23 protein-coding genes and 1 pseudogene are annotated in these 26,025 nt (G+C 73.6%); 17 read left to right on the forward strand and 7 right to left on the reverse strand.

What is annotated here, in order from left to right:
- Nucleotides 1-137: 137 nt before the first annotated feature.
- From OIE75_RS34960 to OIE75_RS34975, 4 genes are all read left to right on the forward strand, one after another.
- Nucleotides 138-1,766 (forward strand): phosphodiester glycosidase family protein, encoded by a 1,629-nt coding sequence (locus tag OIE75_RS34960; protein WP_329473329.1) that lies wholly within the window; start codon nucleotides 138-140, stop codon nucleotides 1,764-1,766.
- Between the two features lie 68 nt (nucleotides 1,767-1,834).
- Nucleotides 1,835-2,899: an alpha/beta hydrolase gene (locus OIE75_RS34965; RefSeq protein WP_329473330.1), complete on the forward strand. Its 1,065-nt coding sequence runs from the start codon at nucleotides 1,835-1,837 to the stop codon at nucleotides 2,897-2,899.
- Nucleotides 2,900-2,997: 98 nt separating this feature from the next.
- The gene (locus tag OIE75_RS34970) at nucleotides 2,998-4,266 is read left to right on the forward strand and encodes a M64 family metallopeptidase (protein ID WP_329473331.1); all 1,269 of its coding nucleotides are present in this window, start codon (nucleotides 2,998-3,000) and stop codon (nucleotides 4,264-4,266) included.
- A gap of 102 nt (nucleotides 4,267-4,368) precedes the next feature.
- On the forward strand, nucleotides 4,369-4,728 hold the full coding sequence (locus OIE75_RS34975) for a hypothetical protein (protein WP_329473332.1): 360 nt from the start codon (nucleotides 4,369-4,371) through the stop codon (nucleotides 4,726-4,728).
- Nucleotides 4,729-4,763: 35 nt separating this feature from the next.
- Here OIE75_RS34975 and OIE75_RS34980 read toward each other — a convergent pair whose 3' ends face one another.
- Entirely contained in the window at nucleotides 4,764-4,964 is a 201-nt protein-coding gene (locus OIE75_RS34980; protein WP_329473333.1) for a hypothetical protein, read from the reverse strand.
- Nucleotides 4,965-5,119: 155 nt separating this feature from the next.
- Here OIE75_RS34980 and OIE75_RS34985 point away from each other — a divergent pair, with 155 nt between their 5' ends.
- From OIE75_RS34985 to OIE75_RS35005, 5 genes are all read left to right on the forward strand, one after another.
- Nucleotides 5,120-5,545, forward strand: a complete 426-nt coding sequence (locus OIE75_RS34985) for a hypothetical protein (RefSeq protein ID WP_329473334.1) — start codon at nucleotides 5,120-5,122, stop codon at nucleotides 5,543-5,545.
- A gap of 47 nt (nucleotides 5,546-5,592) precedes the next feature.
- Complete coding sequence (locus OIE75_RS34990) at nucleotides 5,593-6,129, forward strand: GNAT family N-acetyltransferase (RefSeq protein WP_329473335.1); 537 nt, start codon at nucleotides 5,593-5,595, stop codon at nucleotides 6,127-6,129.
- A 94-nt stretch (nucleotides 6,130-6,223) separates the two neighbouring features.
- Nucleotides 6,224-7,738 (forward strand): ABC transporter substrate-binding protein, encoded by a 1,515-nt coding sequence (locus tag OIE75_RS34995; RefSeq protein ID WP_329473336.1) that lies wholly within the window; start codon nucleotides 6,224-6,226, stop codon nucleotides 7,736-7,738.
- A gap of 3 nt (nucleotides 7,739-7,741) precedes the next feature.
- Nucleotides 7,742-9,532 carry an ABC transporter permease subunit gene (locus OIE75_RS35000; RefSeq protein WP_329473337.1) on the forward strand — a complete coding sequence of 597 codons (1,791 nt, stop codon included), beginning with the start codon at nucleotides 7,742-7,744 and terminating at the stop codon, nucleotides 9,530-9,532.
- Nucleotides 9,529-10,767 (forward strand): MDR family MFS transporter, encoded by a 1,239-nt coding sequence (locus OIE75_RS35005; protein ID WP_329473338.1) that lies wholly within the window; start codon nucleotides 9,529-9,531, stop codon nucleotides 10,765-10,767. Before OIE75_RS35000 ends, OIE75_RS35005 begins: the two co-directional genes overlap by 4 nt.
- 176 nt (nucleotides 10,768-10,943) lie before the next feature.
- Here OIE75_RS35005 and OIE75_RS35010 read toward each other — a convergent pair whose 3' ends face one another.
- On the reverse strand, nucleotides 10,944-11,705 hold the full coding sequence (locus tag OIE75_RS35010) for a CDP-alcohol phosphatidyltransferase family protein (protein ID WP_329473339.1): 762 nt from the start codon (nucleotides 11,703-11,705) through the stop codon (nucleotides 10,944-10,946).
- A gap of 108 nt (nucleotides 11,706-11,813) precedes the next feature.
- Between OIE75_RS35010 and OIE75_RS35015 the strand changes: the two genes are divergently transcribed.
- From OIE75_RS35015 to OIE75_RS41630, 5 genes are all read left to right on the forward strand, one after another.
- Entirely contained in the window at nucleotides 11,814-12,806 is a 993-nt protein-coding gene (locus tag OIE75_RS35015; RefSeq protein WP_329473340.1) for a zinc-dependent alcohol dehydrogenase, read from the forward strand.
- Nucleotides 12,807-12,941: 135 nt separating this feature from the next.
- Nucleotides 12,942-13,340: a 6-pyruvoyl trahydropterin synthase family protein gene (locus OIE75_RS35020; protein WP_122619063.1), complete on the forward strand. Its 399-nt coding sequence runs from the start codon at nucleotides 12,942-12,944 to the stop codon at nucleotides 13,338-13,340.
- Nucleotides 13,337-14,551 (forward strand): glycosyltransferase, encoded by a 1,215-nt coding sequence (locus OIE75_RS35025; RefSeq protein ID WP_329473341.1) that lies wholly within the window; start codon nucleotides 13,337-13,339, stop codon nucleotides 14,549-14,551. Before OIE75_RS35020 ends, OIE75_RS35025 begins: the two co-directional genes overlap by 4 nt.
- Entirely contained in the window at nucleotides 14,548-15,642 is a 1,095-nt protein-coding gene (locus tag OIE75_RS35030; RefSeq protein ID WP_329473342.1) for a methyltransferase domain-containing protein, read from the forward strand. The genes OIE75_RS35025 and OIE75_RS35030 overlap by 4 nt, the downstream gene beginning before the upstream one ends.
- Nucleotides 15,639-16,796 carry a lysylphosphatidylglycerol synthase transmembrane domain-containing protein gene (locus OIE75_RS41630; protein ID WP_443078423.1) on the forward strand — a complete coding sequence of 386 codons (1,158 nt, stop codon included), beginning with the start codon at nucleotides 15,639-15,641 and terminating at the stop codon, nucleotides 16,794-16,796. The genes OIE75_RS35030 and OIE75_RS41630 overlap by 4 nt, the downstream gene beginning before the upstream one ends.
- On the opposite strand, the pseudogene OIE75_RS35040 reads toward OIE75_RS41630, so the two are convergent.
- Nucleotides 16,679-17,404: pseudogene (locus tag OIE75_RS35040) on the reverse strand (creatininase family protein); the annotation flags it as partial. The gene OIE75_RS41630 and the pseudogene OIE75_RS35040 overlap by 118 nt on opposite strands.
- 88 nt (nucleotides 17,405-17,492) lie before the next feature.
- On the opposite strand from OIE75_RS35040, the gene ribA reads away from it, so the two are divergent.
- Complete coding sequence (gene ribA, locus OIE75_RS35045) at nucleotides 17,493-18,155, forward strand: GTP cyclohydrolase II (RefSeq protein WP_329473344.1); 663 nt, start codon at nucleotides 17,493-17,495, stop codon at nucleotides 18,153-18,155.
- 14 nt (nucleotides 18,156-18,169) lie between these two features.
- On the opposite strand, the gene OIE75_RS35050 is transcribed toward ribA, so the two are convergent.
- From OIE75_RS35050 to OIE75_RS35060, 3 genes are all read right to left on the reverse strand, one after another.
- On the reverse strand, nucleotides 18,170-19,399 hold the full coding sequence (locus OIE75_RS35050; protein ID WP_329474124.1) for a serine hydrolase domain-containing protein: 1,230 nt from the start codon (nucleotides 19,397-19,399) through the stop codon (nucleotides 18,170-18,172).
- Nucleotides 19,400-19,503: 104 nt separating this feature from the next.
- Nucleotides 19,504-20,862 (reverse strand): MFS transporter, encoded by a 1,359-nt coding sequence (locus tag OIE75_RS35055; protein WP_307016211.1) that lies wholly within the window; start codon nucleotides 20,860-20,862, stop codon nucleotides 19,504-19,506.
- 180 nt (nucleotides 20,863-21,042) lie between these two features.
- On the reverse strand, nucleotides 21,043-21,708 hold the full coding sequence (locus OIE75_RS35060; protein WP_307016212.1) for a TetR/AcrR family transcriptional regulator: 666 nt from the start codon (nucleotides 21,706-21,708) through the stop codon (nucleotides 21,043-21,045).
- A 170-nt stretch (nucleotides 21,709-21,878) separates the two neighbouring features.
- Between OIE75_RS35060 and OIE75_RS35065 the strand changes: the two genes are divergently transcribed.
- A complete protein-coding gene (locus OIE75_RS35065; protein WP_307016214.1) occupies nucleotides 21,879-22,757 on the forward strand; it encodes a shikimate dehydrogenase in 879 nt (292 codons plus the stop codon).
- A 14-nt stretch (nucleotides 22,758-22,771) separates the two neighbouring features.
- On the forward strand, nucleotides 22,772-24,577 hold the full coding sequence (locus OIE75_RS35070; RefSeq protein ID WP_329473345.1) for a sugar phosphate isomerase/epimerase and 4-hydroxyphenylpyruvate domain-containing protein: 1,806 nt from the start codon (nucleotides 22,772-22,774) through the stop codon (nucleotides 24,575-24,577).
- On the opposite strand, the gene OIE75_RS35075 is transcribed toward OIE75_RS35070, so the two are convergent.
- Nucleotides 24,564-26,024 carry a membrane-associated oxidoreductase gene (locus OIE75_RS35075; protein WP_307016216.1) on the reverse strand — a complete coding sequence of 487 codons (1,461 nt, stop codon included), beginning with the start codon at nucleotides 26,022-26,024 and terminating at the stop codon, nucleotides 24,564-24,566. The genes OIE75_RS35070 and OIE75_RS35075 overlap by 14 nt on opposite strands.
- Nucleotide 26,025: the final 1 nt, after the last annotated feature.

Consider the following 26,025-nt stretch of genomic DNA (forward strand, 5'->3'; position numbering starts at 1 on the left):
GACCGACCGCGGCTCCCGTACCGTCGGCGCCGCCCGCTTCTTGACGCGTGCCCTGAGGGGTCGATACTTGTGCGCAGCATGGGTCGGTTGGTGTCCGTGGTCGGCAAGGGGCGGATCGGATGAAGAGCCGGACGAGCATGAGACTGTGCGCCGCGGTCGCCGCACTCGGCATCGCCGCCACGCCGGGCGCACTCCCCGCCCAGGCCTCGGCCTCCCCATCGCCCCGGCCACCGAGCGGCCCCACCCTGCCCCTCGGTCCCCGCGACCTCCCCGAGACCCGCACCACGACGACTCTCCAGCCGGGCGTCACCCTCACCCGCATCGTGCGAGGGAACGCCGAGGACCCGGCGCTCCACTGGACGGTGGAGGTCTCCATCCCGGGCGGCGACACCTCCCCCGACCCGGACGCGCCGCCGACGGCCCTCAAGGACCGGGCGAGCGCGGACGAACTCGCCGCCGATCTCCGCCAGAAGGGCTTCGAGGCCCGTGTCGAGCGGGTGCGGACTCCGCCAACGGCCGACTACACCGGCGGCACCCTCGGCCGGCGGGTCCGCATCGGCGCGTACGACGCGCAGTCCGACGCGACGGCCGCACGCGCCCGCCTGACGGCGGCGGGCTACACGGGATCCGCCGTGTACACGGGCTGGGACGGCGAGGCCACCGACCGGGGCCCGTGGCGCGTGGACGTACTGACCGTCGACCCGCGCAGGTTCCACGGCAGCCTCGACGCGTCGTACGGTCCCGACCTGGAGGCCCGCGAGACGACCAGCCGGCTGTCGGCGGCGGCCGACGCGACCGCCGCGGTCAACGCGGGCTTCTTCGTCCTCGACCCCAAGGCGGGCGCGCCGGGCGACCCGGCCGGCGTCGGCGTGTACGACGGGCGCCTGCTGAGCGAACCGGTGGCGGGCCGCCCGAGCCTGGTGCTCCACGACAACGCCCGGGGCACCCGGGTCACCCGCTTCACGTGGCGGGGCAGGGTCACCGCTGACGAGACGTCCCTGAGCCTGGGCGGCGTCAACCGCGTACCGGGCCTGATCAGGAACTGCGGCGGCACCGCGGGCGACGTCCCCACGTCGCTGCCCCTGCACGACGTCACCTGCACCAACCCGAACGACCTGGTCGCCTTCACGCCCGAGTTCAAGGGAGGCCGGACACCCGGGGGCGAGGGGGTGGAAGCCGTACTGGACGCGCACGACCGGGTGGTGGAAGTACGCTCCCCCCGGGGCGGAATCCTCCCGCCGGGCGGCACCTCGCTCCAGGCGACGGGCCGACGCGTGGCGGACCTGACAGCCGTGGCCCATGTCGGCGACCGCCTGCGCGTGCACACGACCCTGCTGGATGCCCGGGGCCGCCCGTACCGGCCCTCACCCCGCACCGACATCGTGAACGCCGGCCCGGAACTGGTCCGCGACGGCCGTATCCACATCACTCCCGCCGCCGACGGCATGGTGCATCCCGACGATCCGAGCTGGTACTACGGCTGGGTGCACAAGCGCAATCCACGCACCCTGGCGGGCGTGGACGCCGCGGGCCGCACCGTACTCGTCACCGCCGACGGACGCGCCACCCGGTCCCTCGGACTGAGCATCGCCGAGAGCGCCGCGGTCGCCAGGTCCCTCGGCCTGCGCGACGCGGTCAACCTGGACGGCGGCGGCTCCACGACGATGGTGACGGACGACACCGTCATCAACACCCCGTCCGACGCGACCGGCGAACGCCCGGTCGGCGACGCCTTGTTGATTCTGCCCCGCAAGCACGGCGGCTGACGTCCATGTGACATCCGAGGACCCGCACCACAGCGCGACGAAGAGCCACCCACCCCCAGGGAGCCGCCGTGTTCGCGAACGTGCCCACCGTCCCGACCCGCCCGCGCGCCAGGGCGTTCCTCGCCCCGGCACTACTTCTGATCGTGCTGCTCGCGACACTGGCCCCGACGGCCCCCGCGCAAGCCGCCAGGCCGCTGGCCGCCTCCCGCCCCGGCGCGGAGGTGGTGGCCGTCACCCAGGTCGCGGACCGCCAGGTCGACCTGTCGGTCCGCTCAACGGCCCTGGGCGGCCGCACCGTCAAGGTCCGCCTCCTCACCCCCGACGGCTGGCAGCCCTCCGACCGGCACCACCCCCGGCACTGGCCCACCCTCTGGCTCCTGCACGGCTGCTGCGGCGACTACACGTCGTGGACCGCGATGACCGACGTGGCGCAGACGGACAGCCTGCGTGACGTACTGGTGGTGATGCCCGAGGCGGGCTGGAACGGCTGGTACAGCGACTGGTGGAACCACGGCAAGGGCGGCGACCCGGCCTGGGAGACCTTCCACACGGTGGAACTGCGCCGCCTCCTGGAAAACGACTGGGGCGCCGGCGGCAACCGCGTGGTGGCGGGCCTGTCGATGGGCGGCCAGGGAGCCCTGTCGTACGCGGCCCGGCATCCGGGTATGTTCAGGGCGACGGCGGCCTACTCGGCGTCGGCGCACCCCCTCCTCAACGACGAGTCGACCGACCGCATCATGGGCTTCTTCGCCGGCCAGGGAGACGACCCGCTGCGTGTCTGGGGCGACCCCGTGGCACAACGCCGCATCTGGCAGTCCCACGACCCCTTCCACCTCGCCCGGCGCCTCAAGTCGATCCCGGTCTACCTGTCCTGCGGCGACGGCACCACGGGCCCGTTGGACCCGCCGGGCAGCACGAGCGCCCTGGAGGCCGACTTCAACCGTCAGAACCAGGCACTGGCGGCGGAGCTGAAGCGGGTGGGCGCGAGGCACGTGACGACGAACTTCTACGGCCCGGGGACCCATGGATGGGCCTACTGGGAGAGGGAGCTGCACGCGTCGCTGCCAATGCTGCTGAAGGCCCTCCGGGTGACGCCTGACTCCTCGCCACACCCCCAACACCCCTTGCGGTAAAGGGAACAGCCCCCTAACTTAACTCCGACGCGTAAGCACATTTACATCCCTGCTTACGTCGACCGTCACCGTCACCGTCGTCGTGGGGACCTGTCACCGTGCACATACGCATCCGTGGAGCCGCGGCGGCGAGGCAGGAGAGCGGCCGGGTCGGCGTCGAGTACTTCCCCGACCCCAAGGGCGAGGGCGCCCGCACGGAGGTCCCGGCGGCCAGCCCGCACACCCAGCCGGCCCTGGCCTCCCGGCAGCGGACGGGAGCGCGGGACGGCGAAGTGGTCCCGATTGCCGAGACGGGCCCGACGGCCGACCGCCTGGACGTGACGATCATCGGCGACGGCTACACCGCCGCGCAGCAGGAGGACTTCCTCGCGGACGCCCGCACGAAGTGGGACGCGGTGACCGACATCGAGCCGTACAAGAGCTACGAGGGCCTCTTCAACGTCTGGGCGGTGCAGGCGGTCTCCCAGGACTCCGGCGTCACGGGCGACCCGACCCAGGACGTGAAGCGCAACACCGCGCTCGGCTCGTACTTCTGGTGCGACGCCATCGAACGGCTGATCTGCGTAGACCTCGACAAGACCAAGTCGTACGCCGACAAGGCCCCGGCGACCGACCTGGTGATCGTGGTCTCCAGCTCCACCAAGTACGGCGGCGCCGGTTACTCCGGACTCGCGGGCGACTACGGCTACGACGGCGTCTCGACCCTCTCCTCCGACAACGCCCAGTCGACCCTGATAGCGGCCCACGAGATGGCCCACTCCATCGGCCTCCTCGCCGACGAGTACCAGTACGACGGCTACGGCGACTACCCGGGCGACGAACCGGCGTCGGCCAACGTCTCGAAGCTCACCGCCGACCGGATGACCGCGCAGGGCGCCAAGTGGGCCGACTGGCTGGGAGAGACCGACCCGAGCGGCGGCGTGGTCGACACCTTCGAGGGCGGTGACTACTACGAGTACGGCATCTACCGCCCCACCGCCAACTCCATCATGCGCTCCCTGAACACCGACCAGTTCAACCTCCCCGGCCGCGAGGCGATGATCGCCGGCTTCTACCGCTCGGCGAACGCCCTCACCCCGCTGGCCGACCCGACCACCCGAACCTCCCGGTTCGCCCGCCTCTCCGTCTCCCTGGCCACCCTGCCCGCCGGCACCCTCGCCCGCCCCCAACTCCGCTGGTACGTCGACGGCCGCGAGGCGAGGCAGGCCCGGGGCAGGACGTCGGTCGTACCGGCGGCCCTCGGAGTCCCGTCGGGCCGCCGCGCGCACACGGTGACGGCAAAGGTGGTGGACATGACGGTGGCGGTGCGGAGCGCGGAAGTGCGGGGGATTACGTCGAACTCGGTGACGTGGACGGTCAAGGGCTGAGTCGTGGCGGGCGGCTCTCCGAGGAGCAACAACGCCCTCTGCACCGACGGACCTGCCGCCGTACTCGCCACGTCCACTGACCGGTCCGTCTATGGTCTCCGCATGTTCGAGACAATCCGCTGGCGTTGCTACGCACGCGTCAACGACCGCCGCGGGGCCGAGCGCGTGGTCGGTCGACTTGCGGCTCGGCTGGACAGGCCCCTGAGGCTCGACACCTACGAGCGGTACTGGAAGTACCCCGAGCTTGCCGAATTGCGTCTGGTGTCACCAATCGAGTCGGTCAGCGCGGATGCAGCCCTCCTCGCCGTTCTTCAGAGCGCGTGGCGGATCGCGACACCTTGGGCTCTGGGGGCTCCGGGCTCGGACGGTGAGTTCGACGGAATTGCCTCGGTGAACAATGGCTCACGCTTCACCGTCCCGGGAGTCGAATGGATGGAGTTCCACGTCACCGACCGAAAGTGACGAATCCACCGTTCAAACGTGGGGTGCGAGGGCGTTCACGCCGACACGGTCAGCGCGGGGAACACGGTCACCGAACCCTCCTCGTCGCGGGCGATCTCGATCACCCGGACGACCAGGGTGAGCTTCTGGTGATGGTCGACCAGCAGACACGGGCGGACGAACCGCTGCTCGCCACCCTGGTGACCGGCGCGGACCTGTCGCCGCACGGTCTCTACCGGCACGTCCGCCACAGTCATGGCCGAGATCGCATACTTGACGAGTCCCTCGAGACGGACTGGCAGATGGAGGTCTTCCGGCTCTACCAGCTCTGGCGCCATCGCTGACCGCGCCGCGTCCGCTCGACGCGGGTGATTCCGCCCGCCCCCCTCCACAGTCCGTACAGGAGTTCATAGTGTCGCCACGATTCGAGACCGCCCGTTTCCACAGCGCGTCGGGACCGGATTCTCTGTTCACGCGTGTCCGCCACGTCCTGCGCGAGCCGGTAGAACTGAAGGCGCACGGCGGGCATGTCACCGAGCGTCTCCGGCAGCGGGGCGCCCCCGTCGACGAGCTGACGCACTTCGACCCGGCGAGCTGGAACCTGGTCTCCGCCGAGGTGCGGACCGACACGGGAAAGTGGGTCGCGTCCACGTGGTGTGTGCGGGTGGGCACGCGCCACTGGTGGGTCGTCGTCGGTCTCGGTAACGCGCTCGTCACGGTCATCGGTGTGGACCCGTGGCGCAAGGGACAAGGCGAGAGCATCGTCACTGACGGCACCCTGTACGCGTTCGTCGATGGCGTCAACGAGCGCCTCATGCGCGCCGAAGCGGCGCACTGACGAGGGCGTTGAACAGGTGTGATTCCGTTGATGCGTACCATGTGCAAGTGCGTATCGATGACTACAGCATCAGGACAGCCGCCCACGCCGACCTGGACGCTGCCCGAGCCGTCATGCTCGACACCGTCTACCGCGACTTCGGGACCGGCTACGTCCCCCGCTGGCACGGCGACATCATCGACCTCGCCGGGGCCTACGTGGACCCGGCGCGGCACACGCTTCTCGTCGCTCTCGATGCGGAGGGCGAGGTCGTCGCCACCGGTGCCCTCGACTCCCGTGGCCCCGCGCACCCCCCGAACCCCGTCCACGTCGCCGAGCGCTACCCATCCGGCGTGACCGCGCAGTTGCGGCGGGTGTACGTGCGACCCGAGCACCGGCGGCGTGGGCTCGCGCGTCGACTTGTCGACGAATTGATGGCGTTCGCCGTCGCCGACGGGGGATATCGCGCCGTCTACCTGCACACCGACCCGGCCGTCACCGGCGCCGAGCCCTTCTGGCGGTCGCTCGCCAAGGTCGTGCACGACGAGCGGGAGGATGCGGGTGGTGGGCAGGGGATCGTGCACTTCGACGTTCCCCTGGGGTGAGTTAGGTGTGAAAATCGTTTCCATGTAGGCTCGCGTCCTGCGCGCGGCGACACCCGCCCCCGCCCTCTCCCGCTCCCAGATCGATCCGAGGACCATGCCCTCCCACCGCCGCCCCCGGCTGCTCGCCCCGCTCCTGCTCATCCCGCTCATATCGAGCTGCTTCGCCTCGGGGAGTGGCACCCCCGACCCCGGGACCGATGGTGGAGGCAAGGGCGGAGACGGGTCCCGGCTCCGTGTCGCGCTAGCCTTCCCGCCCGCCGAGAACCTCTCGCCGTACGGCGCCGACGCCACCCTCCTCAGCCGGCTCGGCGTGACCGAGGGGCTCACCTCGCTGGACGCCAACGGCTCCGCCGCCCCCGCGCTCGCCGAGTCCTGGCGCAGGGACGGGGACAAGGCATGGGAGTTCAGCCTTCGGGACGCCACCTTCCAGGACGGGACCGACGTCACGCCCGCCGCCGTCGCCGACTCCCTCGCCAAGGCCACCGACGCCAAGCCCGCCCCCGCCGCGCTCGCCGGTGTCACCCTCACCGCCAAGGGGAGCGGTGAGCGCGTCGTGCGGATCACCACCGACCAGCCCGACCCCGTCCTGCCGCTACGGCTCTCCAGCCCCAGCCTCGCGATCCTGTCCAAGGACGCCTACGCCGAGAGCGACCGCGTCGACCCGGTCGGTCATGCCACCGGCCCCTTCGAGCTGACCAAGGTGAACGGCGCCACCTCCGCCTCCCTCGACCGGTTCGACGACTACTGGGGCGGGCGCGCCCAGGCCTCCGGCATCGACGCCCGCTTCATCGCCGACGGCACCGCCCGCGCCAACGCCCTGCGGACGGGGGAGCTGGACATCGCCGAGGCCGTCCCGGTCGCGCAGGCCGCCTCCCTCGACAAGGAGACCCGGCGCGACACCGCCACCACCCGCTCCACCAGCCTCTTGCTCAACGCCTCGTCCGGCACCTTCAAGGACGCGGGCCTGCGGGCCGCCGCCAGGGCCGGCCTCGACACCTCCGTGTTCGCCAAGGACGTCTACGAGGGGTACGGCGACCCCGGTGCCGGCGTCTACGGGCCCGCCGTGACCTGGGCCGAGGGGAAGCGGACCGAGCCTGTCGGACGGGCGGACGCGAAGAAGCCGGCCGGCGAGACCATCCACCTCGCCACCTACGACAACCGGCCCGAGCTGCCCGAGGTCGCCCAGGTCGTCAAGCAGCAGCTGGAGAAGGCCGGGTTCAAGGTCGAGCTCACCGTGCGGGAGTACTCGCGGCTCGAAGGCGACGCCCTCGACGGGAAGTTCGACGCCTTCGTGCTCGCCCGCAACACCCTGCTCGACACCGGCGACCCCGTCGCCGTCCTCGCGAGCGACTACACCTGCGACGGCGGCTACAACATCGCCCAGCTCTGCGACAAGGGCGTCGACCGCGCCGTCGCCGACGCCGAGAAGACCGCCGACACCGCGAAGCGGCAGGACGCCGCCATGGCCGCCGAGGCGCGCATCCTCGGCAGCGACGCCGTCGTCCCGCTCGTCCACCAGCGGATCATCACCGGCGTTGCCGCCTCCGTACAGGGCGTCGTCCTCGACCCGTACGAGCGCACCCTCGTCGGCACCGGCACCCGGCGCTGAACCGTGCGGCAGCGAGCGGCCACCCTGGTGTGGCGGGTCGTGCTCGCGGGCGGGCTCGTCTGCGGGATCGGACTGCTGCCCTGGCTCACGCACACCGACCCGGCGTACACCGTCCTCAAGGCGCGGTCCGCCGAGCGGGAGCCGACGCCCGAGGTGCTCGCCGACATCCGGCACCAGATCGGGCTCGACGGCGGGCCGCTGCACGTACTCGGCGGCTGGCTCGGGGGGCTGGTGCGCGGTGACGCGGGACAGTCCTGGATCTCCGGCGGGGACGTCCTGCCCGGTGTGCTCCAGGCGCTCGGTGCCTCGCTCCTGCTCATGTCCGTCGCGCTGCTGGTCGCCGCCGTCACCGCCGGGCTCGTCTGCGCCCGTACGCTCCGGCTGGGCGCCCGGCGGCGGCTCGACGGGCGGCGCGTCGGCGGGGCCGCGTCCGCGGTCCTCGCCTCGCTGCCCGAGTTCCTCGTCGCCTCCGTGCTCGCCACCGTCGTCGGGGTGCAGCTGGGGTGGCTGCCCGCGCTGGGGTGGTACGGGTTCCAGTGGACCGTGCTGCCCGCGCTCGCCCTCGGGCTGCCCGCCGGGGCCGTGCTCGGGCGGCTGCTCGACGATCTGCTGCCCGGCGCCTTCGGTGAGCCGTGGGCTCTGGCCGCCGCCGCCCGCGGACTGACCGGACGGTCGATCGCCCGCCAGGCCCTACGGCGCTGCGTGCCCGCGCTGCTGCCCAACCTCGGGCTGTTCGTCGTCGGACTGACCGGCGGTGCCGTCGCCGTCGAGCAGGTCTTCGACATCCCGGGGCTCGGACGCACCACGCTTCAGGCCGCCCTCGCCCAGGACCTTCCCGTCCTCCAGGCCGGCACCCTCGCCCTCGTGCTCCTCGCCGCGCTGGCCACCGGTGCCACGCGGCTCGCGGCCCGCCTGCTCACCGGGCCCGCCCTGCGCGACGGCGCCCTGTCCTCCCTGCACCGGCCCGCCCCGCCGGCCCGGGCACTGCCGCCCCTCCTCTACGCCGCCGTCCTGGCCGCCGTCGTCGGGCTCGGCCTGGCCCGGGACCCGCTGGCCCTCGACACCGGGCAGAGGCTGCGGGCTCCCTCCCTCGACCATCCCTTCGGCACCGACGCCCTCGGCCGCGACCTGCTCGCCCGCGTCGGCCACGGGGCGCTGGACACGCTGGTCCTCGCCTCCGCCATCACCGCCGCCGCGCTGCTCGCGGGCGTCCTCCTCGGGCTCGTACCCCGCGTGGCCGCACCGCTCGTCGACACCGTCAACGCCGTACCGCCCGTACTCGTCGCCCTCCTCGTCACCGCCGTCGCGGGCAGCGGGGCGGCCACGCCAGCGCTCGCCGTCGGCGCCGTCGCCTGGGCGCCGCTCGCCACCCACACCGCCGCACTGCTGCGGCAGGAGCGCGCCACCCTGCACATCACCGCCACCAGAGGGCTGGGCGCGGGGCGCGGGTACCTGCTGCGGCGCGAACTGCTGCCCGCCGTGCTGCCACCGGTCCTGCGCCACGCCCTGCTCCGGCTGCCCGGCGTCGCCCTCGCCCTCGCCTCGCTCGGCTTCCTCGGCCTCGGCGCCCAGCCGCCGTCGCCCGAGTGGGGGCTCCTCCTCGCCGAGAACCAGCCCTACGCCGAGCGCGCCCCCTGGGCCGTCCTCGCCCCCGCCGCCGTCCTCGCCCTGCTCGGCGCGCTGGCCGTCACCGCGGCCGGGGGGCTGCGCCGGCCCCGGCGGAGGAGTCCCCGTACCGCCGGGACCGTCGACGTACGGACCGCCCCCGAGAAGGAACCGGTCGGAGTCCGATGACCTCCGCCTCCACCGGCCGGTCCGCGAAGGCGGGGGCCACCGGCCGGGGTGCCCCGCTCTCCCCGTTGCTGCGCCTGCTCGTCCTCACCCAACTCGCCTTCAACATCGGGTTCTTCGCCGTCCTGCCCTTCCTCGCCGAGCACCTGGGGCGGTCCGTCGGCATGGCGGGGTGGCTGGTCGGGTTCGTGCTCGGGCTGCGCACCTTCAGCCAGCAGGGGCTGTTCGTGGTCGGCGGGGCGCTCGCCGACCGGTACGGCATCCGGCCCGTGGTGCTCGCCGGGTGCGTGCTGCGGATCGCCGGGTTCGCGTGGCTCGGGTTCGCCGAGCGGACCTGGGCCGTGGTCGGCGCGGTGCTGCTCATCGGGTTCGCCGCCGCGCTGTTCTCGCCCGCCGTCGAGTCCGAGGTCGCCCGCCAGGCCGTGGTGTGGGAGGCGGAGGGCAACGGGGACCGGACGCGGGTGCTCGCGCTGTTCACCGTCGCCGGGCAGGCCGGGGCGTTCGTCGGGCCGCTGCTGGGTGCCCTGCTGCTCGCGGTCGACTTCCGAACGGCGTGTCTCGCCGGGGCCGGCGTCTTCGTCCTCGTCCTCGCCGGGCACGCGCGGCTGCTGCCGCAGCACATTCCCGGGCGGGCGCGCGTCCGGTTCGGCGGCGGGGCGCGGCTGCTCCTGCGCAACCGCCGCTTCCTCGCGCTGTGCTGCGCGTACGGCGCCTATCTGCTCGCCTACAACCAGCTCTACCTCGCCCTGCCCGCCGAGGTCGAGCGGGCCGCCGGTTCGCAGGCACCGCTGGCCTGGCTGTTCGCGCTCTCCTCGCTGCTCGTGGTGGGCGCGCAGTTGCCGGTGACCCGGTGGGCGGGGGAGCGGCTGGCGCCGCGCCGGTCGATGGTGGCGGGGCTGGGGCTGATCGCGGCCGGGTTCGCCGCCGTCGCGCTCGCCCGGCCCGCCGGGTGGACGGGGGTGGGCGGACTGGCGCCCGCCGCCGGGTTCGTCGTCCTGCTCACCCTCGGGCAGATGCTGGTCGCGCCCGTCGCCCGCGCCTGGGTGCCGGACCTCGCCGAGGACGGGCGGCTCGGGCTGTACACGGGGGCACTGTCCTCGGTGTCCGGCCTCATCGTCCTCGCGGGCAGCTCCGCGACCGGCCTCCTGCTGGACACGGGGCTGCCGCCCGCGGTGCCCTGGCTGGTGCTGGCCGCCGTTCCGCTGGCGGCTGTGGGGTTGCTGCCCCGGCGGGACTGAGTCCCGGGGCCGGGGGCGTGGGTGGTACGGCACCTGCTCGGCCCCGCCCCTCACCGCGCCGCACGTTCCCCGACCGCCCGCCGCACGGGCGTCCGCGCCGTGCCGACGCGAGCCACGGGGTGGTCCGCCGGCGGGGCGGAGACCGGGGTTCGGGTGGTGGAGCGGGCCCCCGGCCCTCACCGCGCCGCGAGCTCCCGCACTGCCCGCCGCACAGGCGTCCGCACCACCCGCGTACTCCGCCACAGCCACAGCACGTCGCGGCCGAACGACCACACCAGGAGCCCCAGGGCCAGCGCCACCACCCCGGCGTTCGCCACGCGCGGCAGCACGTCGGCGCCGGCCAGGAGCAGCAGTACGCCCTGGAGCGCGGCCACCGTCTTGCGGGCCGTGCTCGGGGGCAGCGGGGCGGTCAGCCACGGCCACACCCGGGCCGCGGCGACGAACACGTAGCGCATGGAGCCGATCAGCAGCACCCACGGGCCCAGGTCCATCGCGACGTACACACTGAGGACCAGGATGAGGAACGCGTCGACCTCCATGTCGAAGCGGGCGCCCAGATGCGAGGACGTACCGGTGCGGCGGGCCACCTTTCCGTCCACGCCGTCCAGGATCAGAGCCACGGCGGTGAGGCCGACGAGGAGGGAGACGGGCGGCGCGCTGCGGAAGGAGTCCGCGACCAGCGCCGTCACCCCGCCGACCAGCGTGGCCCGGCCCAGGGTGACCCGGTTGGCCGGGCCGAACGACGCCGGCCGGGACCGGTGCAGGGCCCGTGCCAGCACCGCCCAGGTCGCGAACGCGAAGGCGAGGCCGGTCAGCCAGCCCGCCGTGCCCATCCCGATCGCCGTGCCGAGCAGCGCCAGCAGCAGGATCTGCGCGCCCGCCCCCACCGCGGTCTCCTGCTGAACGGGCCTCGCGTCGTACGTGTTGTTCAGGGCCACCGAACACCCTCCGGCCGTGTGACAGAGTCGATCAACGCCGCTACCTTGTGCGCGGCTGTGCATCCCTCGGTACGTGGGCGGCTTCCCGATCGTTCAGGAGGACATCCGATGACACGCAGGGCACGCGCGTTCTGGCTCGACTCGCCCGGCCGGGGCACGATCCGCGAGGTGGAGCTGCCGGAACCCGGTGCGGACGAGGTACTGGTGCGCACCCTCCACAGCGGTGTGAGCCGGGGCACCGAGACCCTCGTCTTCGCCGGCCGGGTGCCCGAGAACCAGTACGCGGCGATGCGCGCGCCGTTCCAGGAGGGCGACTTCCCCGGACCGGTGAAGTACGGCTACCTCAACGTCGGCGTGGTCGAGGAGGGGCCGGACGCGCTCGTCGGGCGTACCGTCTTCTGCCTCTACCCGCACCAGACGCGCTACGTCGTCCCCGCCGCCGCCGTCACGCCGGTGCCGCCGGCGGTGCCCGCCGCGCGGGCCGTGCTCGCCGGCACGGTGGAGACCGCCGTCAACGCCCTCTGGGACGCGGCGCCCCTGGTCGGCGACCGCGTCGCGGTGGTCGGCGGCGGCATGGTCGGCTGCTCGGTGGCCGCCCTGCTGGCCCGCTTCCCCGGCGTCCGGGTCGAGCTGGTGGACGCCGACCCGGCCCGCGCGAAGGTCGCCGAAGCGCTCGGCGTGGGTTTCGCGTCCCCGGCCGACGCGCTCGGCGACCGCGACCTGGTCGTACACGCCAGCGCGACCGAAGCCGGGCTCGCCCGGTCACTGGAGCTGCTGCGGCCCGAGGGCACCGTCCTCGAACTGAGCTGGTACGGCGACCGGCGCGTCGCCCTCCCGCTCGGCGAGGCCTTCCACTCCCGGCGCCTGACCCTGCGCAGCAGCCAGGTCGGCACCGTCTCCCCGGCCCGCGGCGCCACCCGCACCTACGCCGACCGGCTCGCCCTCGCCCTCGACCTGCTCGCCGACCCGGCACTGGACGCCCTCGTCACAGGCGAGTCCGCGTTCGCCGAACTCCCGGACGTGCTGCCCCGGCTGGCCTCCGGCGAGATCCCCGCCCTGTGCCACCGCATCCGGTACGACCGTGCAGGCGTCGGCGCCTGACCTCGCCCGACCTCGCCTGACCTTGAGAAAAGACGTACGGGCCGCTGAACAAGGGAAGACCTCCAGCCGTAATAGACGGCACCCCGCGCAGCGATCGGCGGGGGATCAGACGTGCCACACCTGGAGGGTCGTCCGTTGTTCAGCATCACCGTCCGCGATCACATCATGATCGCCCACAGCTTCCGCGGCGACGTCTTCGGGCCCGCACAGCGCCTGCACGGAGCGACGTTCCTGGTGGACGCCACCTTCCGGCGCGAGCAGCTGGACGAGGACAACATCGTCGTCGACATCGGACTGGCCACCCGCGAACTGGGCGCCGTCGTCAGCGAGCTGAACTACCGCAACCTCGACAACGAACCCGACTTCGCCGGCGTCAACACCTCCACCGAGTTCCTGGCCAAGGTCGTCGCCGACCGGCTCGCCGAGCGCGTCCACAAGGGCGCCCTCGGCGAGGGGGCCAAGGGCCTGGCCGGTCTCACCGTGACCCTGCACGAGTCCCACGTCGCCTGGGCGAGTTACGAGCGTGCGCTGTGACCGACACGTCCGTCGAGGCGGCGGGGCGCACCCGCCTCACCTACGTCCCCACCCAGATCCCCGCCCACATCGCCGCGCGGGCCGCGTCCCCGAGGAACGACGGGATCATCCCCATGTCCCTGCGCTCCGTGCACTTCGTCGTACCGGGCGGGATCGACGATCCGGCCGCGCCGAGCGGCGGCAACGCCTACGACCGGCGGGTGCGGCTCGACCTGCCCGGCTTCGGCTGGCGGGTACGGGGGCTGCCCGTCGACGGTGACTGGCCCCGGCCGGACGACACCGCCCGCGCGGAACTCACGCGTGCCCTGCGCCGGTTGCCGGACGGCGCGGTCGTCCTCCTCGACGGCCTGGTCGCCTGCGGGGTGCCGGAGATCGTCGTCCCGGAGGCCGAGCGGCTGCGCATGGCAGTCCTCGTCCACCTCCCGCTCGGCGACGAGACCGGCCTCGACCCCGCCGTCGCGGCCGAACTGGACGCCCGTGAGCGCGCGGTGCTGCGGGCCGTGCCGGCCGTCGTCGCCACCAGCGACTGGGCGGTACGCCGGCTCGTCTCCCACCACGGCCTCGACCCGGGCCGCGTCCACGTCGCGGCGCCCGGTGCCGACATCGCGCCCCTCGCGCCCGGCACCGACGGCGTCTCCCGGCTGGTGTGCGTCGCCGCCGTCACCCCGCGCAAGGGCCAGCACCGGCTGGTGGAGGCGCTGGCGGCGGTGTCCGACCTGCCGTGGAGCTGCGTGTGCGTCGGCGGCCTCGGCCACGACCCCGAGTACGTCGAACAGTTGCGGGCCCTCGTCGCGCGGCACGGCCTGACGGACCGGCTGGTGCTCGCCGGCCCCAGGGCGGGCGCCGAGCTGGACGCCACCTACGCCACCGCCGACCTGATGGTCCTCACCTCGTACGCCGAGACGTACGGCATGGCGGTGACCGAGGCCCTCGCGCGCGGTATTCCCGTGCTCGCCACGGACGTCGGCGGCCTCCCGGAGGCGGTCGGACGCGCGCCCGACGGAGGGGTGCCCGGCATCCTCGTCCCGCCGGAGGACCCGGCCGCGCTCGCCGCCGAGCTGCGCGGCTGGTTCGGCGAGGCGGACGTACGACGCCGGCTGAAGAGCGCCGCCCGGGGCCGCCGCGCCGCGCTGAACGGCTGGGCGAGTACGGCCCAGATCCTGGCCGGCGTACTGCACCGGCTGCCCGGCGAACCCGGGGGGACGGCATGAGCGAGTCCACCGCGCCGACCGCGCGAGCCGTCTCTGCCCGGCCCGGAACGTCTGACCCCGCCCAGGCCACGAACCCTGCCGAGGCCACGCGCACCTCCGAGTTCCCGGACGCCCCCAAGTCCACGGACATCGCCGAGTCCACCACCGGCGTCATCCCCGGCGCGGGCCCCACCGGCGGGTCCACGGCCCGGCCCACCGCCGCCCCGGCCTCGGCCGAACGCGCCACCCTGCGCCTGCGCGAGACCCCCGCGCCCGAAGACCCGCCGCGCTACGCCCCCGAATGGCTGCGGCTGCGCGAGCCCGCCGACGCCGCCGCGCGGGCGTACGACCTGCTCGATCCGCTGCGGACGCACCTCGCGGGACCGCCGGAACGGACGGGTGGACTGGTCGTGCACGACCTGGGCTGCGGCACCGGCTCGATGGGACGCTGGCTCGCCCCGCGGCTCGACGGCGCCCAGCACTGGGTGCTGCACGACCGCGACCCCTACCTGCTGCACTTCGCCGCCGCCGGCGCCCCGCGCTCGGCCGCCGACGGCAGCCGCGTCACCGTCGAGACGCTGCGCGGGGACCTCGCCCGCCTCACCCCGGACGCGCTGTCCGGCGCCGACCTGGTGACGGCGTCCGCGCTCCTCGACGTCCTGACCACCGAGGAGGTCGGAACCCTCGCCGCGGCCTGTGCCGCGGCCGGCTGTGCGGCCCTGCTGACCCTGTCCGTCGCCGGACGCGTCGACCTCACCCCCGCGCACCCCCTGGACGCCGAGATCGCCGAGGCGTTCAACGACCACCAGCGGCGTACCGGCCTGCTCGGCCCGGACGCGGTCACCGCGGCGGGAGACGCCTTCGCCGCGCACGGCGCCACGGTGCGGGCGCACCCCAGCCCCTGGCGGCTGGGCGCCGACGAGGCCGGACTCACCGCGCAGTGGCTGCGGGGCTGGGTCGGCGCGGCCGTGGAACAGCGCCCCGAGCTGCGCGAACGGGCCGAGGCGTACCTGGACGAGCGCCTCGCCGCCTGCGCGGACGGCACCCTGCGCGTGGTGGTCCACCACACCGACCTGCTGGCGCTGTGCCGGCCGACGGGCGGGGCCTCGTGAGCGCTCCGACCGTACCGGCGGACCTGCGGCGCACACCGCCCCGGGCGGACGCCTCCACCGGCGACACCCTGCCGCCCACCCCGCCCCGCCGCGCCCTGCGCGCCCACCTCGGGACCCTGGCGGGCACCGCCATCCTCGCCGTGCTCCTGTGGCGGATGGGCACCGGCGTCTTCCTGGACGGGCTGCGCCGGATCGACGCGCCGACCGTGCTCGCGGCGCTCGGAATCGGGCTGGTCACCACCGTGTTCAGCGCCTGGCGCTGGGCCCTGGTGGCCCGGGGACTGAGCATCCGGCTGCCCCTCGGACCGGCCGTCGCGGACTACTACCGCGCCCTGTTCCTCAACGCCGCCCTCCCCGGCGGCGTCCTGGGCGACGTGCACCGCGCGGTGCACCACGGGCGGAGCGCCGGCGACCTGGGGCGCGGCGTGCGGGCCGTCGTCCTCGAACGGGTCGCCGGACAGCTCGCGTTGATCGGTGTCGGCGTCGTCGTGCTGCTCACGCTGCCCTCCCCGGTACAGGGCGAGGCCCGGCGCGCCGCCCCGCTCGTCACCCTGGCCGTGCTGGGCGCGCTGGCCGTGGTCATCGCCCTGCGCATGAACCGGGCTCCGGCGCGCCGCGGGCGGGTCCTGCGGGCGACGCTCGGCGAGGCGCGCCAGGGGCTGCTGTCCCGGCGGAACCTGCCGGGCGTCGCGGTGTCGTCCGTCGTCGTCCTCGCCGGGCACCTGGTGATGTTCGGGCTCGCCGCCCGGGTGGCCGGCAGCGGCGCCACCGTCGCCGAACTCACCCCGCTGGCCGTGCTGGCGCTGCTCGCCATGGGGCTGCCGCTGAACGTCGGCGGCTGGGGCCCCCGCGAGGGCGTCACCGCCTGGGCGTTCGGCGCGGCCGGGCTCGGCGCGGGCACCGGGCTGGGCGTCGCCGTGGTGTACGGGGTGCTCAGCCTCGTGGCGAGCCTGCCCGGTGTCGTCGTCCTCGTCGTCCGCCGGTTCGCGCGCCCCGACGGCTCCTACGGACGCCCCGGCCTCTTCTCGGCGGTCCGATCCGCGGTCAGGAAAGAGAAATACGTCCCGAAGGAATCCGCGAGGCTCGTCAGCAGTTCCTTCCCCTTTTCCGCCGAACCCAGCGAAGGGCGCCCGATGACACCGGAATCGGTATAGGCGGACATGCCGAGGGAGAGCAGATGACGTCGGTCGTCAGCGACGAAGTCGGCGGTCTCGTACCCGGGCCGGACCGATTCGGGGTGCGCGTGCAGAAGAATGGAGGTCTCGATTTCCCCCGCGTGCATGTCGGAGAGCAGCGAGGTGGCCACCCCCGCCCGCTGCCGCGCCGCCTCCCAGTCCTCCGCGGCCGGGAACAGCGCCATCCGCTCGCCGCGCGCGGAGGATTCCTGGACGACGTTGCCCAGTACGTAGTTCCCGCCGTGCCCGTTGACCACGACCAGGGCCTCGACACCGGAGCGGCGCAGCGAGGAGGCTATGTCCCCGACCACCGCGTGGAGGGTCACCGAGGAGATGCTGACGGTTCCCGGCCAGTCCGCGTGCTCGTGCGAGCAGCCGATGGACACCGGCGGGAGCAGGTGCACCGGGTACGCGGCGGCGATCTCACGGGCGACGGCGCAGGCGACGAGCGTGTCGGTCGCCAGCGGCAGGTACGGGCCGTGCTGCTCGAAGCTGCCCACCGGCAACACCGCGACCTGCCGCGGCAGTTCGGCGCCACGCCTGCGCACGTCCTCCGAGGTGTCCGCCGGCACAAGTGAAGCATCCATCCCGCACGGCCTTTCGTGTCTGTTGGGCAACCTGTTGAGAGATCTGCTGAGAGATCCGCTGAGAGATCTGTTGAGGAACGCGAGAATCATGACAGAAAAAATTGGTGTACTCGGCAAGAAGGCATCGCAGCGCACGGACGTGGAACGCGTCGTGGTGACGCCGCTGCCCACCGTGTACGGGGAATTCCGGGCTTTCGGCTATGTCGACCACGAGCGCGGCGACGAGCAAGTGGCGCTCGTCTACGGCGACCTGGGCGCCGAGGGGGTGCTCACCCGGCTGCACTCGGAATGCCTGACGGGCGACGCGTTCGGCTCCCAGCACTGCGAGTGCGGTGACCAACTGGCCTCCGCGCTGCGCGCGGTGGTCGCCGCGGGCAGTGGTGTCGTCGTCTACCTGCGCGGCCACGAGGGACGCGGCATCGGGCTGCTCGCCAAGCTCCGCGCGATGGCGTTGCAGGCGGAGGGCCTGGACACGGTGGAGGCGAACCTCGCCCTCGGCCTGCCGGTGGACGCCCGGGACTACGGCGTCGCCGCCCGCATCCTGGGCGACCTCGGGGTGCGGTCGGTGCGCCTGATGTCCAACAACCCCCGCAAGCGCGAGGCGTTGGTCCGGCACGGCATTGAGGTCGCCGAGCAGGTGCCGCTGCTGATCCCGCCGTGCGAGAGCAACATCACCTATCTGCGGACCAAGCGGGAGCGCCTCGACCACCACCTGCCCCACCTCGACGCGCTGGCTCACCTCACGTCCTGAGCCCGGCGGCCGGTTCAGTCCGTGAGGGCCTCGTGCACGAGCCGCTTCAGGTCGGGATACACGGTGTGCGAGGACCGGGGCCGCACCTGGGTCATGAACTGCACCGTCAGGTCACGGCCCGGGTCGACCCAGAAGGTGGTCGTGGCCACCCCGCTCCAGCCGTAGGTGCCCAGGCCGGAGGGCGACTGCGTGCGGCTCGGGTCGGTCACCACGGAGACGCCGAGGCCGAAGCCGACGCCGTCGTTGCCGGGCCGGTCGTGCGCGGGACGGCTGCCGAGGGCGCGCAGGTCGGCGCCGCCGGGGAGGTGGTTGCGGGTCATCAGGTCCACCGTCTCGGGGGCGAGCACCCGGACGCCGTCGAGTGCGCCGCGGCGCCGCAGCATCTCGGCGAAGCGGTGCACGTCGTACGCGGAGGAGACCAGGCCGCCGCTGCCCGACAGGAGCCGCGGCCGGCCCCGCAGCGGCAGGCCGGGCACCGGCTCGATGCCGCCGTCGTCCGTCTCGCCGTACAGCTCGGCCAGCCGCTCCGCCTGCTCGTCGGTGACGTGGAAGCAGGTGTCCGTCATGCCGAGCGGGCCGAAGATCCGGGCGGCGAAGAATGCGTCGAGCGGCTGCCCGGACACCACCTCGACCAGCCGCCCCAGGACGTTGCTGGCCACCGAGTAGTTCCACTCGGTGCCCGGCTCGAACTGGAGCGGCAGGCTCGCGTACAGGTCGACGGTCTCGGCCAGGCCCGCGCCCGGCCGCACCGACGACTCCAGACCGGCCGCCCGGTACAGCCCGTCCACGGCGTGGGAGTGGTAGAAGCCGAAGGTCAGCCCTGCCGTGTGGGTCATCAGGTGCCGGACGAGGACGGGACCCTCGGCGGGCCGGGTGACGGTGTCGTCACCGGACCCCCGGACGTACACCCGCGGCTCGGCGAAGGCCGGCAGGTACCGGGCCACCGGGTCGTCCAGGGACAGCCGGCCCTCCTCCACCAGCGTCAGCACGGCGACGGACGTGACCGGCTTGGTCATGGAGTAGATCCGCCACAGGGTGCCGGCCGTCACCGGCAGACCGGCCGCGAGGTCCCGCAGGCCGTGCACCGTCAGATGCGCGACGCGTCCGCCGCGGGCGACGGCCACCAGGAAGCCGGGCAGCCGCCCCTCGTCCACCTGCCGGGCGAAGTGCAGGTCGAGCCGGTCCAGCGCCTCGGCGTCCAGCCCGCCCGCGCCCGCGTCGGTCTCCTGCCGCAGGGGTGGCATCGCCATCGCTCTCCTCGGTCGTTCTTCGAAGACCCGTCCGCCATACCCCGCGTACCCCCCTTCGGAACTCCGGATTCCCGCTCATGATCCACCGGTCACGGCGGTCAGGCCGTGACCGTCTCCGGCTCGGCCGCCTCGCGGTCCGCCCGCTCGCCGAGCCGCTCCGTCGGCACCTCGTGGGTCTCGCGGGCCGTGAGCGCGGCGATCACCGGCGGGACGCACAGCGCGGCCGTGAACAGCGCCACCGAGAACCAGTCGTCGCCGTCCGGACCGGCGATCTGCGCCGCGAAGGTCACCGCGAACCCGGCCACCGCGAAGCCGATCTGGGTGCCGATCGCCACGCCCGACAGGCGGACCCGGGTGGAGAACATCTCGCCGTAGAAGGCCGGCCACACGCCGTTCGCGGCGCTGTAGACCACGCCGAAGGCGATGATGCCCAGCAGGAACGTCAGCGGGTAGGAGCCGGTGGAGATCGCCCACAGGTACAGGAACATCGTCACCGCGCTGCCGGCCGCGCCGATCAGGTACACCGGACGCCGTCCGATCCGGTCGGACAGCGTCGCCCACAGCGGGATCGCACCGAGCGCCACGACGTTGGCGAGGGCGCCCACCCACAGCATCGCGGTACGGGACATGCCGACCGAGTCGCTCGTGGCGTACGCCAGCGCCCAGACCGTGAAGATGGTGCTGACCGAGGCGATGAGCGCGCCCGCGACCACCCGCAGCACGTCCGCCCAGTGGTCCCGGGCCAGCACCGCGAGCGGCATCTTCACGACGCCCTCCGTGGCCGCCTGCTGCTCGAAGGCCGGGGTCTCGTCGAGCTTGCGGCGGATGACGTAGCCGACGACCGCGACCACCACACTCAGCCAGAACGGCACTCGCCAGCCCCAGGACAGCAGATGTTCCTCGGGGAGCGCGGCGACGGGCAGGAAGACCAGGGTGGCGAGGAGCTGCCCGCCCTGGGTGCCGCTGAGGGTGAAGCTGGTGAAGAAGCCGCGTTTGTGCCCCGGCGCGTGCTCCAGGGTCATCGAGTTGGCGCTGGCCTGCTCGCCCGCCGCCGATATGCCCTGCAGGACCCGGCACAGCACCAGCAGGACCGGGGCGAGGGTGCCGACCTGGTCGCGCGTGGGCAGACAGCCGATGAGGAACGTCGAGACGCCCATCAGGATCAGCGTGAAGACCATGATCTTCTTGCGGCCCATGCGGTCGCCGATGTGGCCCAGGAAGAACGCGCCGACCGGGCGGGCTGCGTACGCGACGCCGAAGGTGGCCAGCGACAGCAGGGTCGCGGTGGCCGGGTCGGACTCGTCGAAGAAGACCTCGGGGAAGATCAGCGCGGCGGCGCTGCCGTAGATGAAGAAGTCGTAGTACTCCAGCGCGCTGCCGATCCAGGCGGCGGTGGCGGCCTTCTTCGGCTGGCCGGGCGGGGCGGTGCCCTGGGACGCGGGGGCGGGGACGGACACGGCTTGCTCCTTCGGGGGACTCCACCGTAGGCGGAGTGAGCGGAGGGGAGGACGGCGCAGGGGGTGCCGTCGGCCGCTCGGCTAATTAACCCACTGGGTAGTTAGTCGCGGTTGGGAAGGGATGTTGCGCGCAGGATTCCCACGTGTCAAGGGGTCCGGTCGTCCCGAGGCCGCCGGCGTTCAGTCCGCCGCGCGCTCCGCCGTCAGATAGGCGATCACCATGTCGCCCAGCATCGTCCGGTAGTGCTCGCGCTGGTCCGGCGCGACCAGGTCGCGTCCGAACAGGGCGCCGAAGGTGTGCCGGTTGGCGACCCGGAAGAAGCAGAAGGAGCTGATCATCGCGTGCAGGTCGACGGCGTCGACGTCGGCCGTGAAGAGGCCGGACCGCTGCCCCTCGTCCAGGATCCGGCGGATCACGTCGAGCGCCGGGGAGCCGATGCTGGCCAGCATCTCCGAGGACGCGATGTGCTCGGCGTCGTGGATGTTCTCGATGCTGACCAGGCGGATGAAGTCCGGGTGCCGCTCATGGTGGTCGAAGGTCACCTCGGCGAGGCGCCGGATGGCCGCCACCGGGTCCAGGTGGTCGACGTCGAGCTGCTGCTCGGCCTCCCGGATCACGCCGTACGCCCGCTCCAGCACGGCCGTGAACAGCTGCTCCTTGCCGCCGAAGTAGTAGTAGATCATCCGCTTGGTGGTGCGGGTGCGGGCGGCGATCTCGTCGACCCGGGCCCCGTCGTAGCCGGCCCGGGCGAACTCCCGCGTCGCCACGTCGAGGATCTCGGCCCGGGTGCGGGCGGCGTCGCGGGTGCGCGTGCCGGTTCGTGCCGGTTCGTCGACGCTGGTCATCGGATTCCTTCGGCTGCGGGCGGCTGGGGGCGGGACTTCGTGCTGGGGCGTGCCGGTGATTGTAGAAGCCTCCGCCTTCCCTCACGCCCCGCCCTCCTGCTATGACTAACGTACTGGTTCGTACATTGCTTGCTCGGGAGCAGCCCGAGCCGCTCAGGAGGTCGTCCCCGGTGGCCAAGGACTCGTTTCTCGTCGGACTGATCGGTTCCGGCATCGGCCCGTCGCTCAGTCCGGCACTGCACGAGCGGGAGGCCGGCCGGCAGGGCCTGCGCTACCTGTACCGGCTGATCGACATCGACCGCCTCGGTGTCCCGCCCGAGGCGGTGGGCGACCTGGTGCGCGCGGCCCGGGACCTGGGCTTCGACGGGCTGAACATCACCCACCCGTGCAAGCAGCTCGTCATCGAGCACCTGGACGCGCTCGCCCCGCAGGCCGAGGCGCTCGGCGCGGTGAACACCGTCGTCTTCGACGACGCCGGCCGCGCGACCGGCCACAACACCGACGTCACCGGCTTCGCCGCGTCCTTCGCCCGCGGGCTGTCCGACGCGCCGCTGGAGCGGATCGTGCAGCTCGGCGCCGGCGGGGCGGGCGCGGCCGTCGCCCACGCCACGCTCACCCTGGGCGCCGGACGCGTGACCGTCGTCGACGCGCTGCCCGAGCGGGCCGCCGCCCTCGCCGCCCAGCTGAACGGGCACTTCGGCGACGGGCGCGCCGCCTGCGCCGGCCCGGACGCGCTGCCCGGCCTGCTGACCGGCGCCGACGGCATCGTGCACGCGACCCCCACCGGCATGGCCGCCCACCCCGGGCTGCCGCTGCCCGCCGGACTGCTGCACCCCGGGCTGTGGGTCGCCGAGGTCGTCTACCGCCCGCTGGAGACCGAGCTGCTGCGCACCGCCCGCGCACTGGGCTGCGCCACCCTCGACGGCGGCGGCATGGCCGTCTTCCAGGCCGTGGACGCGTTCCGGCTGTTCACCGGGCGGGAACCCGACGCCGTGCGGATGCTCGCCGACATCACCGGCCTGGCCGGCGCCGTGGCCGCCCCCAAGTAGGAAGAGGTACCGACGTGCGGACGTCCATCGCCACCGTCTCCCTCAGCGGATCCCTGACCGAGAAGCTCACGGCCGCCTCCCGGGCCGGCTTCGACGGCGTGGAGATCTTCGAGAACGACCTGCTGGCCAGCCCGCTGACCCCCGAGGAGATCCGCGCCCGCTGCGCCGACCTCGGCCTGACCATCGACCTCTACCAGCCCATGCGGGACGTCGAGGCGCTGCCCGAGGAGGAGTTCGCCCGCGCGCTGCGCCGCGCCCGGCACAAGTTCGAGCTGATGAACAGGCTCGGCACGGACACCGTCCTGGTCTGCTCCAGCGTCTCCCCGCACGCCGTGGACGACGACGACCTCGCCGCCCGGCAGCTCGGCCGTCTGGCCGACCTGGCCGGAGAGCACGGAGTGCGCGTCGCCTACGAGGCGCTCGCCTGGGGCCGCCACATCAGCACCTGGGACCACGCCTGGCGCGTCGTCCGGCGCGCGGACCACCCCGCGCTCGGCACCTGCCTGGACAGCTTCCACATCCTCTCGCGCGCGCGTGACCCCAAGGACCTCGAAGGAATCGAGGACATCCCCGGCGACAAGATCTTCTTCCTCCAGCTCGCCGACGCCCCGCTGCTCGCGATGGACGTCCTGCAGTGGAGCCGCCACTACCGCTGCTTCCCCGGACAGGGCGGCTTCGACGTCGCCGGACTGCTGCGCCACGTGCTGCGCGCCGGCTACACCGGCCCCCTGTCGCTGGAGGTCTTCAACGACGTCTTCCGGCAGTCCGAGGCCGGACCCACCGCCGTGGACGCCCGGCGCTCCCTGCTCACCCTCGAGGAGAGCGTCGGGCTCGCGGCCCCGCCCGCGCCCGCAGCACCCACCGGTGTCGCCTTCGCCGAGCTGGTCACGCCCGACGCCGCGCCCGTCTCGGCGGTGCTCGGCGCGCTGGGCTTCGCCCGCACCGCACGGCACCGGGGCAAACCCGTCGACCTCTGGCAGCGGGGCGAGGCCCGGGTCCTGGTCAACACCGGTCCCGCCGAACGCCGCGACGGCACCCGGCTGGCCGCCGTCGGCCTGGAGTCGCCGGACCCGCGGGGCGCGGCCCGACGCGCCGAGGCACTGCTCGCCCCCGTGCTGCCGCGCCGTCGCGCGCCGGGCGACACCCCGCTGGAGGCGGTGGCCGCTCCCGACGGCACGGAGCTGTTCTTCTGCGCCACCGGGCGCCCCGGACTGCCCGACTGGCGGGCGGACTTCGAGGACACCGGGGCCGAGGCCGAGGCCGACGCCGCCTGGCGGGTCGACCACCTCTCCCTCACCCAGCCCTGGCACCAGTTCGACGAGGCGGCGCTCTTCCACCGCGGCGTCCTCGGGCTGCGCCCGCAGGAGAGCGTGGACGTCGCCGACCCCTACGGTCTGCTGCGCAGCCGCGCCGTCAGCACGGACGACGGCGCCGTCCGGATCGTCCTGACGGTCGGCGCGGCACCCGTCGACGACACCGCGCACGCCCAGCACATCGCCCTGGCCACCGACGACGTGGTCGCCGCCGCCCGCGCCTTCCGTGCCGCCGGCGGCACGCTGCTGCCGATCCCCGCCAACTACCACGACGATCTCGCGGCCCGCTTCGAGTTCGCCGACGGCGAGCTGGAGACGTACCGGGAGCTGGGCATCCTCTACGACCGCGACGCGTACGGGGAGTTCCGGCACTGCTACACCCGCACCGTCGGCCGGGTCTTCTTCGAACTCGTCCAGCGCGACGGCGGCCACCGCGGCTACGGCGCGGCCAACGCGCCGGTGCGGCTGGCCGCCCAGCACGCGGCGCGGGGCCTCACTGGCGGCTGACGGTGCGGGTCAGGCCGGTGATCACCGTCGTGGCCAGGATCCAGCCCGTGATGATCAGGACGTAGGACAGGGTCTGGTACCAGCTCTCCGGCGAGAAGGCGTTCTCCTGGCCGAAGGAGATCACCGGGAGCAGCAGGTCGAGCGTGTAGAACACCGGGTTGAAGTCGGGGGCCTCCTGCGGCTTGAGCGGCGGCGGGTGGTGCAGCCCGTACGCGATGGAGCCGACCGCCAGCAGCGACAGCAGCCAGCCGCCCGCGCGCAGCGGCCGGAAGCCGTAGCCGACCGTGACGTCCTGGAGGTGTCCCCACAGGCGGCCGTACCAGGGCAGGGTGCGGCGCCGCCGTCGCTGCTTGGCGAGCTGCACCAGCCGGGCCGCGTCGTCGTCGCCGATCCGGCGGTACGCGGCGGTCAACTGCTCGTAGGTGAAGGGGAGGTAGCTGTCGCCCATCTCCAGCATCGGCAGCCGCCGTTCGGCGGGCTCGTGGGGGATGAGCGAGGTGTAGGTGAGGTCGTTGAGCTGGACCCAGTCCGCCACCACGTCCGGCTGGACGAACAGCACGTCCACCTGGGCGCGGCGCAGGTTGAGCGTGCCCCGCACCACCGGGCCCTCGCGCAGCCAGAGTTCACCGATCACGCAACTGCTGGCGCGCAGCGCGGTACCCCCGGGGTTGGCCAGCCGGGCGTGCGACAGGTCAAGCCGGCCGGGTATCCGCGCGCCGCGCAGCTCCAGCCGGCCGCGGACGTCCGCGTGCCGCATCAGCACGTCGGCCTCGGCCGTGAGCGTCTCGGCCTGGAGGGCGGTGCCGTCCGGCCGGTCGAGCACCGCGTCGGTGAGGTTGACCGTGCCGGTCACCCGGGCCCCGTTGAGGCGTACCTCGCCCCGCGCGTGCAGGCCCGGCGCCCACAGGTCGGCCGCGAGCACCGCCTGGTTCAGCTGGAGCACCGGGCCCTCGGCGTCCGGGGCGTGGATCCGGGTGCTCTCCAGGTACACGCTGCCGGTGATCTCCGCCCCGCCGAGCCGCACCATCCCGTCGAACCGGGCGCGGGTCAGCCGCAGCACGCCGTCCACCCGCGCGGCGTGCCCGACCAGGCCGGGCAGCACGGACTCGCTCAGGTTCAGCTCGCGCAGCCGCGCCGCGTAGAGCCGCGGCGCCTCGTCGAAGTGGCAGTGCCGTAACCGCACGGGGTGGTCGACCTCGGCGTACTGCAATTCCAGACGCCCGGTGACGCGGGCGCCGGCCAGGCTCAGCGCGGGCACCTCGCCGTCCTCCCGGGGGCCGTCCAGCAGCAGGGCGCGCAGCACCGCCGCCCGCACGGTCCGTTCGGGACCCCAGGAGGCGCCGTCGGCGGGGTCCTCGTCGTCCGCGGCGCGGAAGTCCACCGCCGTGCCCGTGGCGAACGCCCGCCAGACGCGCGCCTCGGCCGGTGTCAGGTCGTTGATCTCCATC

The organism is Streptomyces sp. NBC_01723, from assembly GCF_036246005.1.
GTDB lineage: Bacteria > Actinomycetota > Actinomycetes > Streptomycetales > Streptomycetaceae > Streptomyces.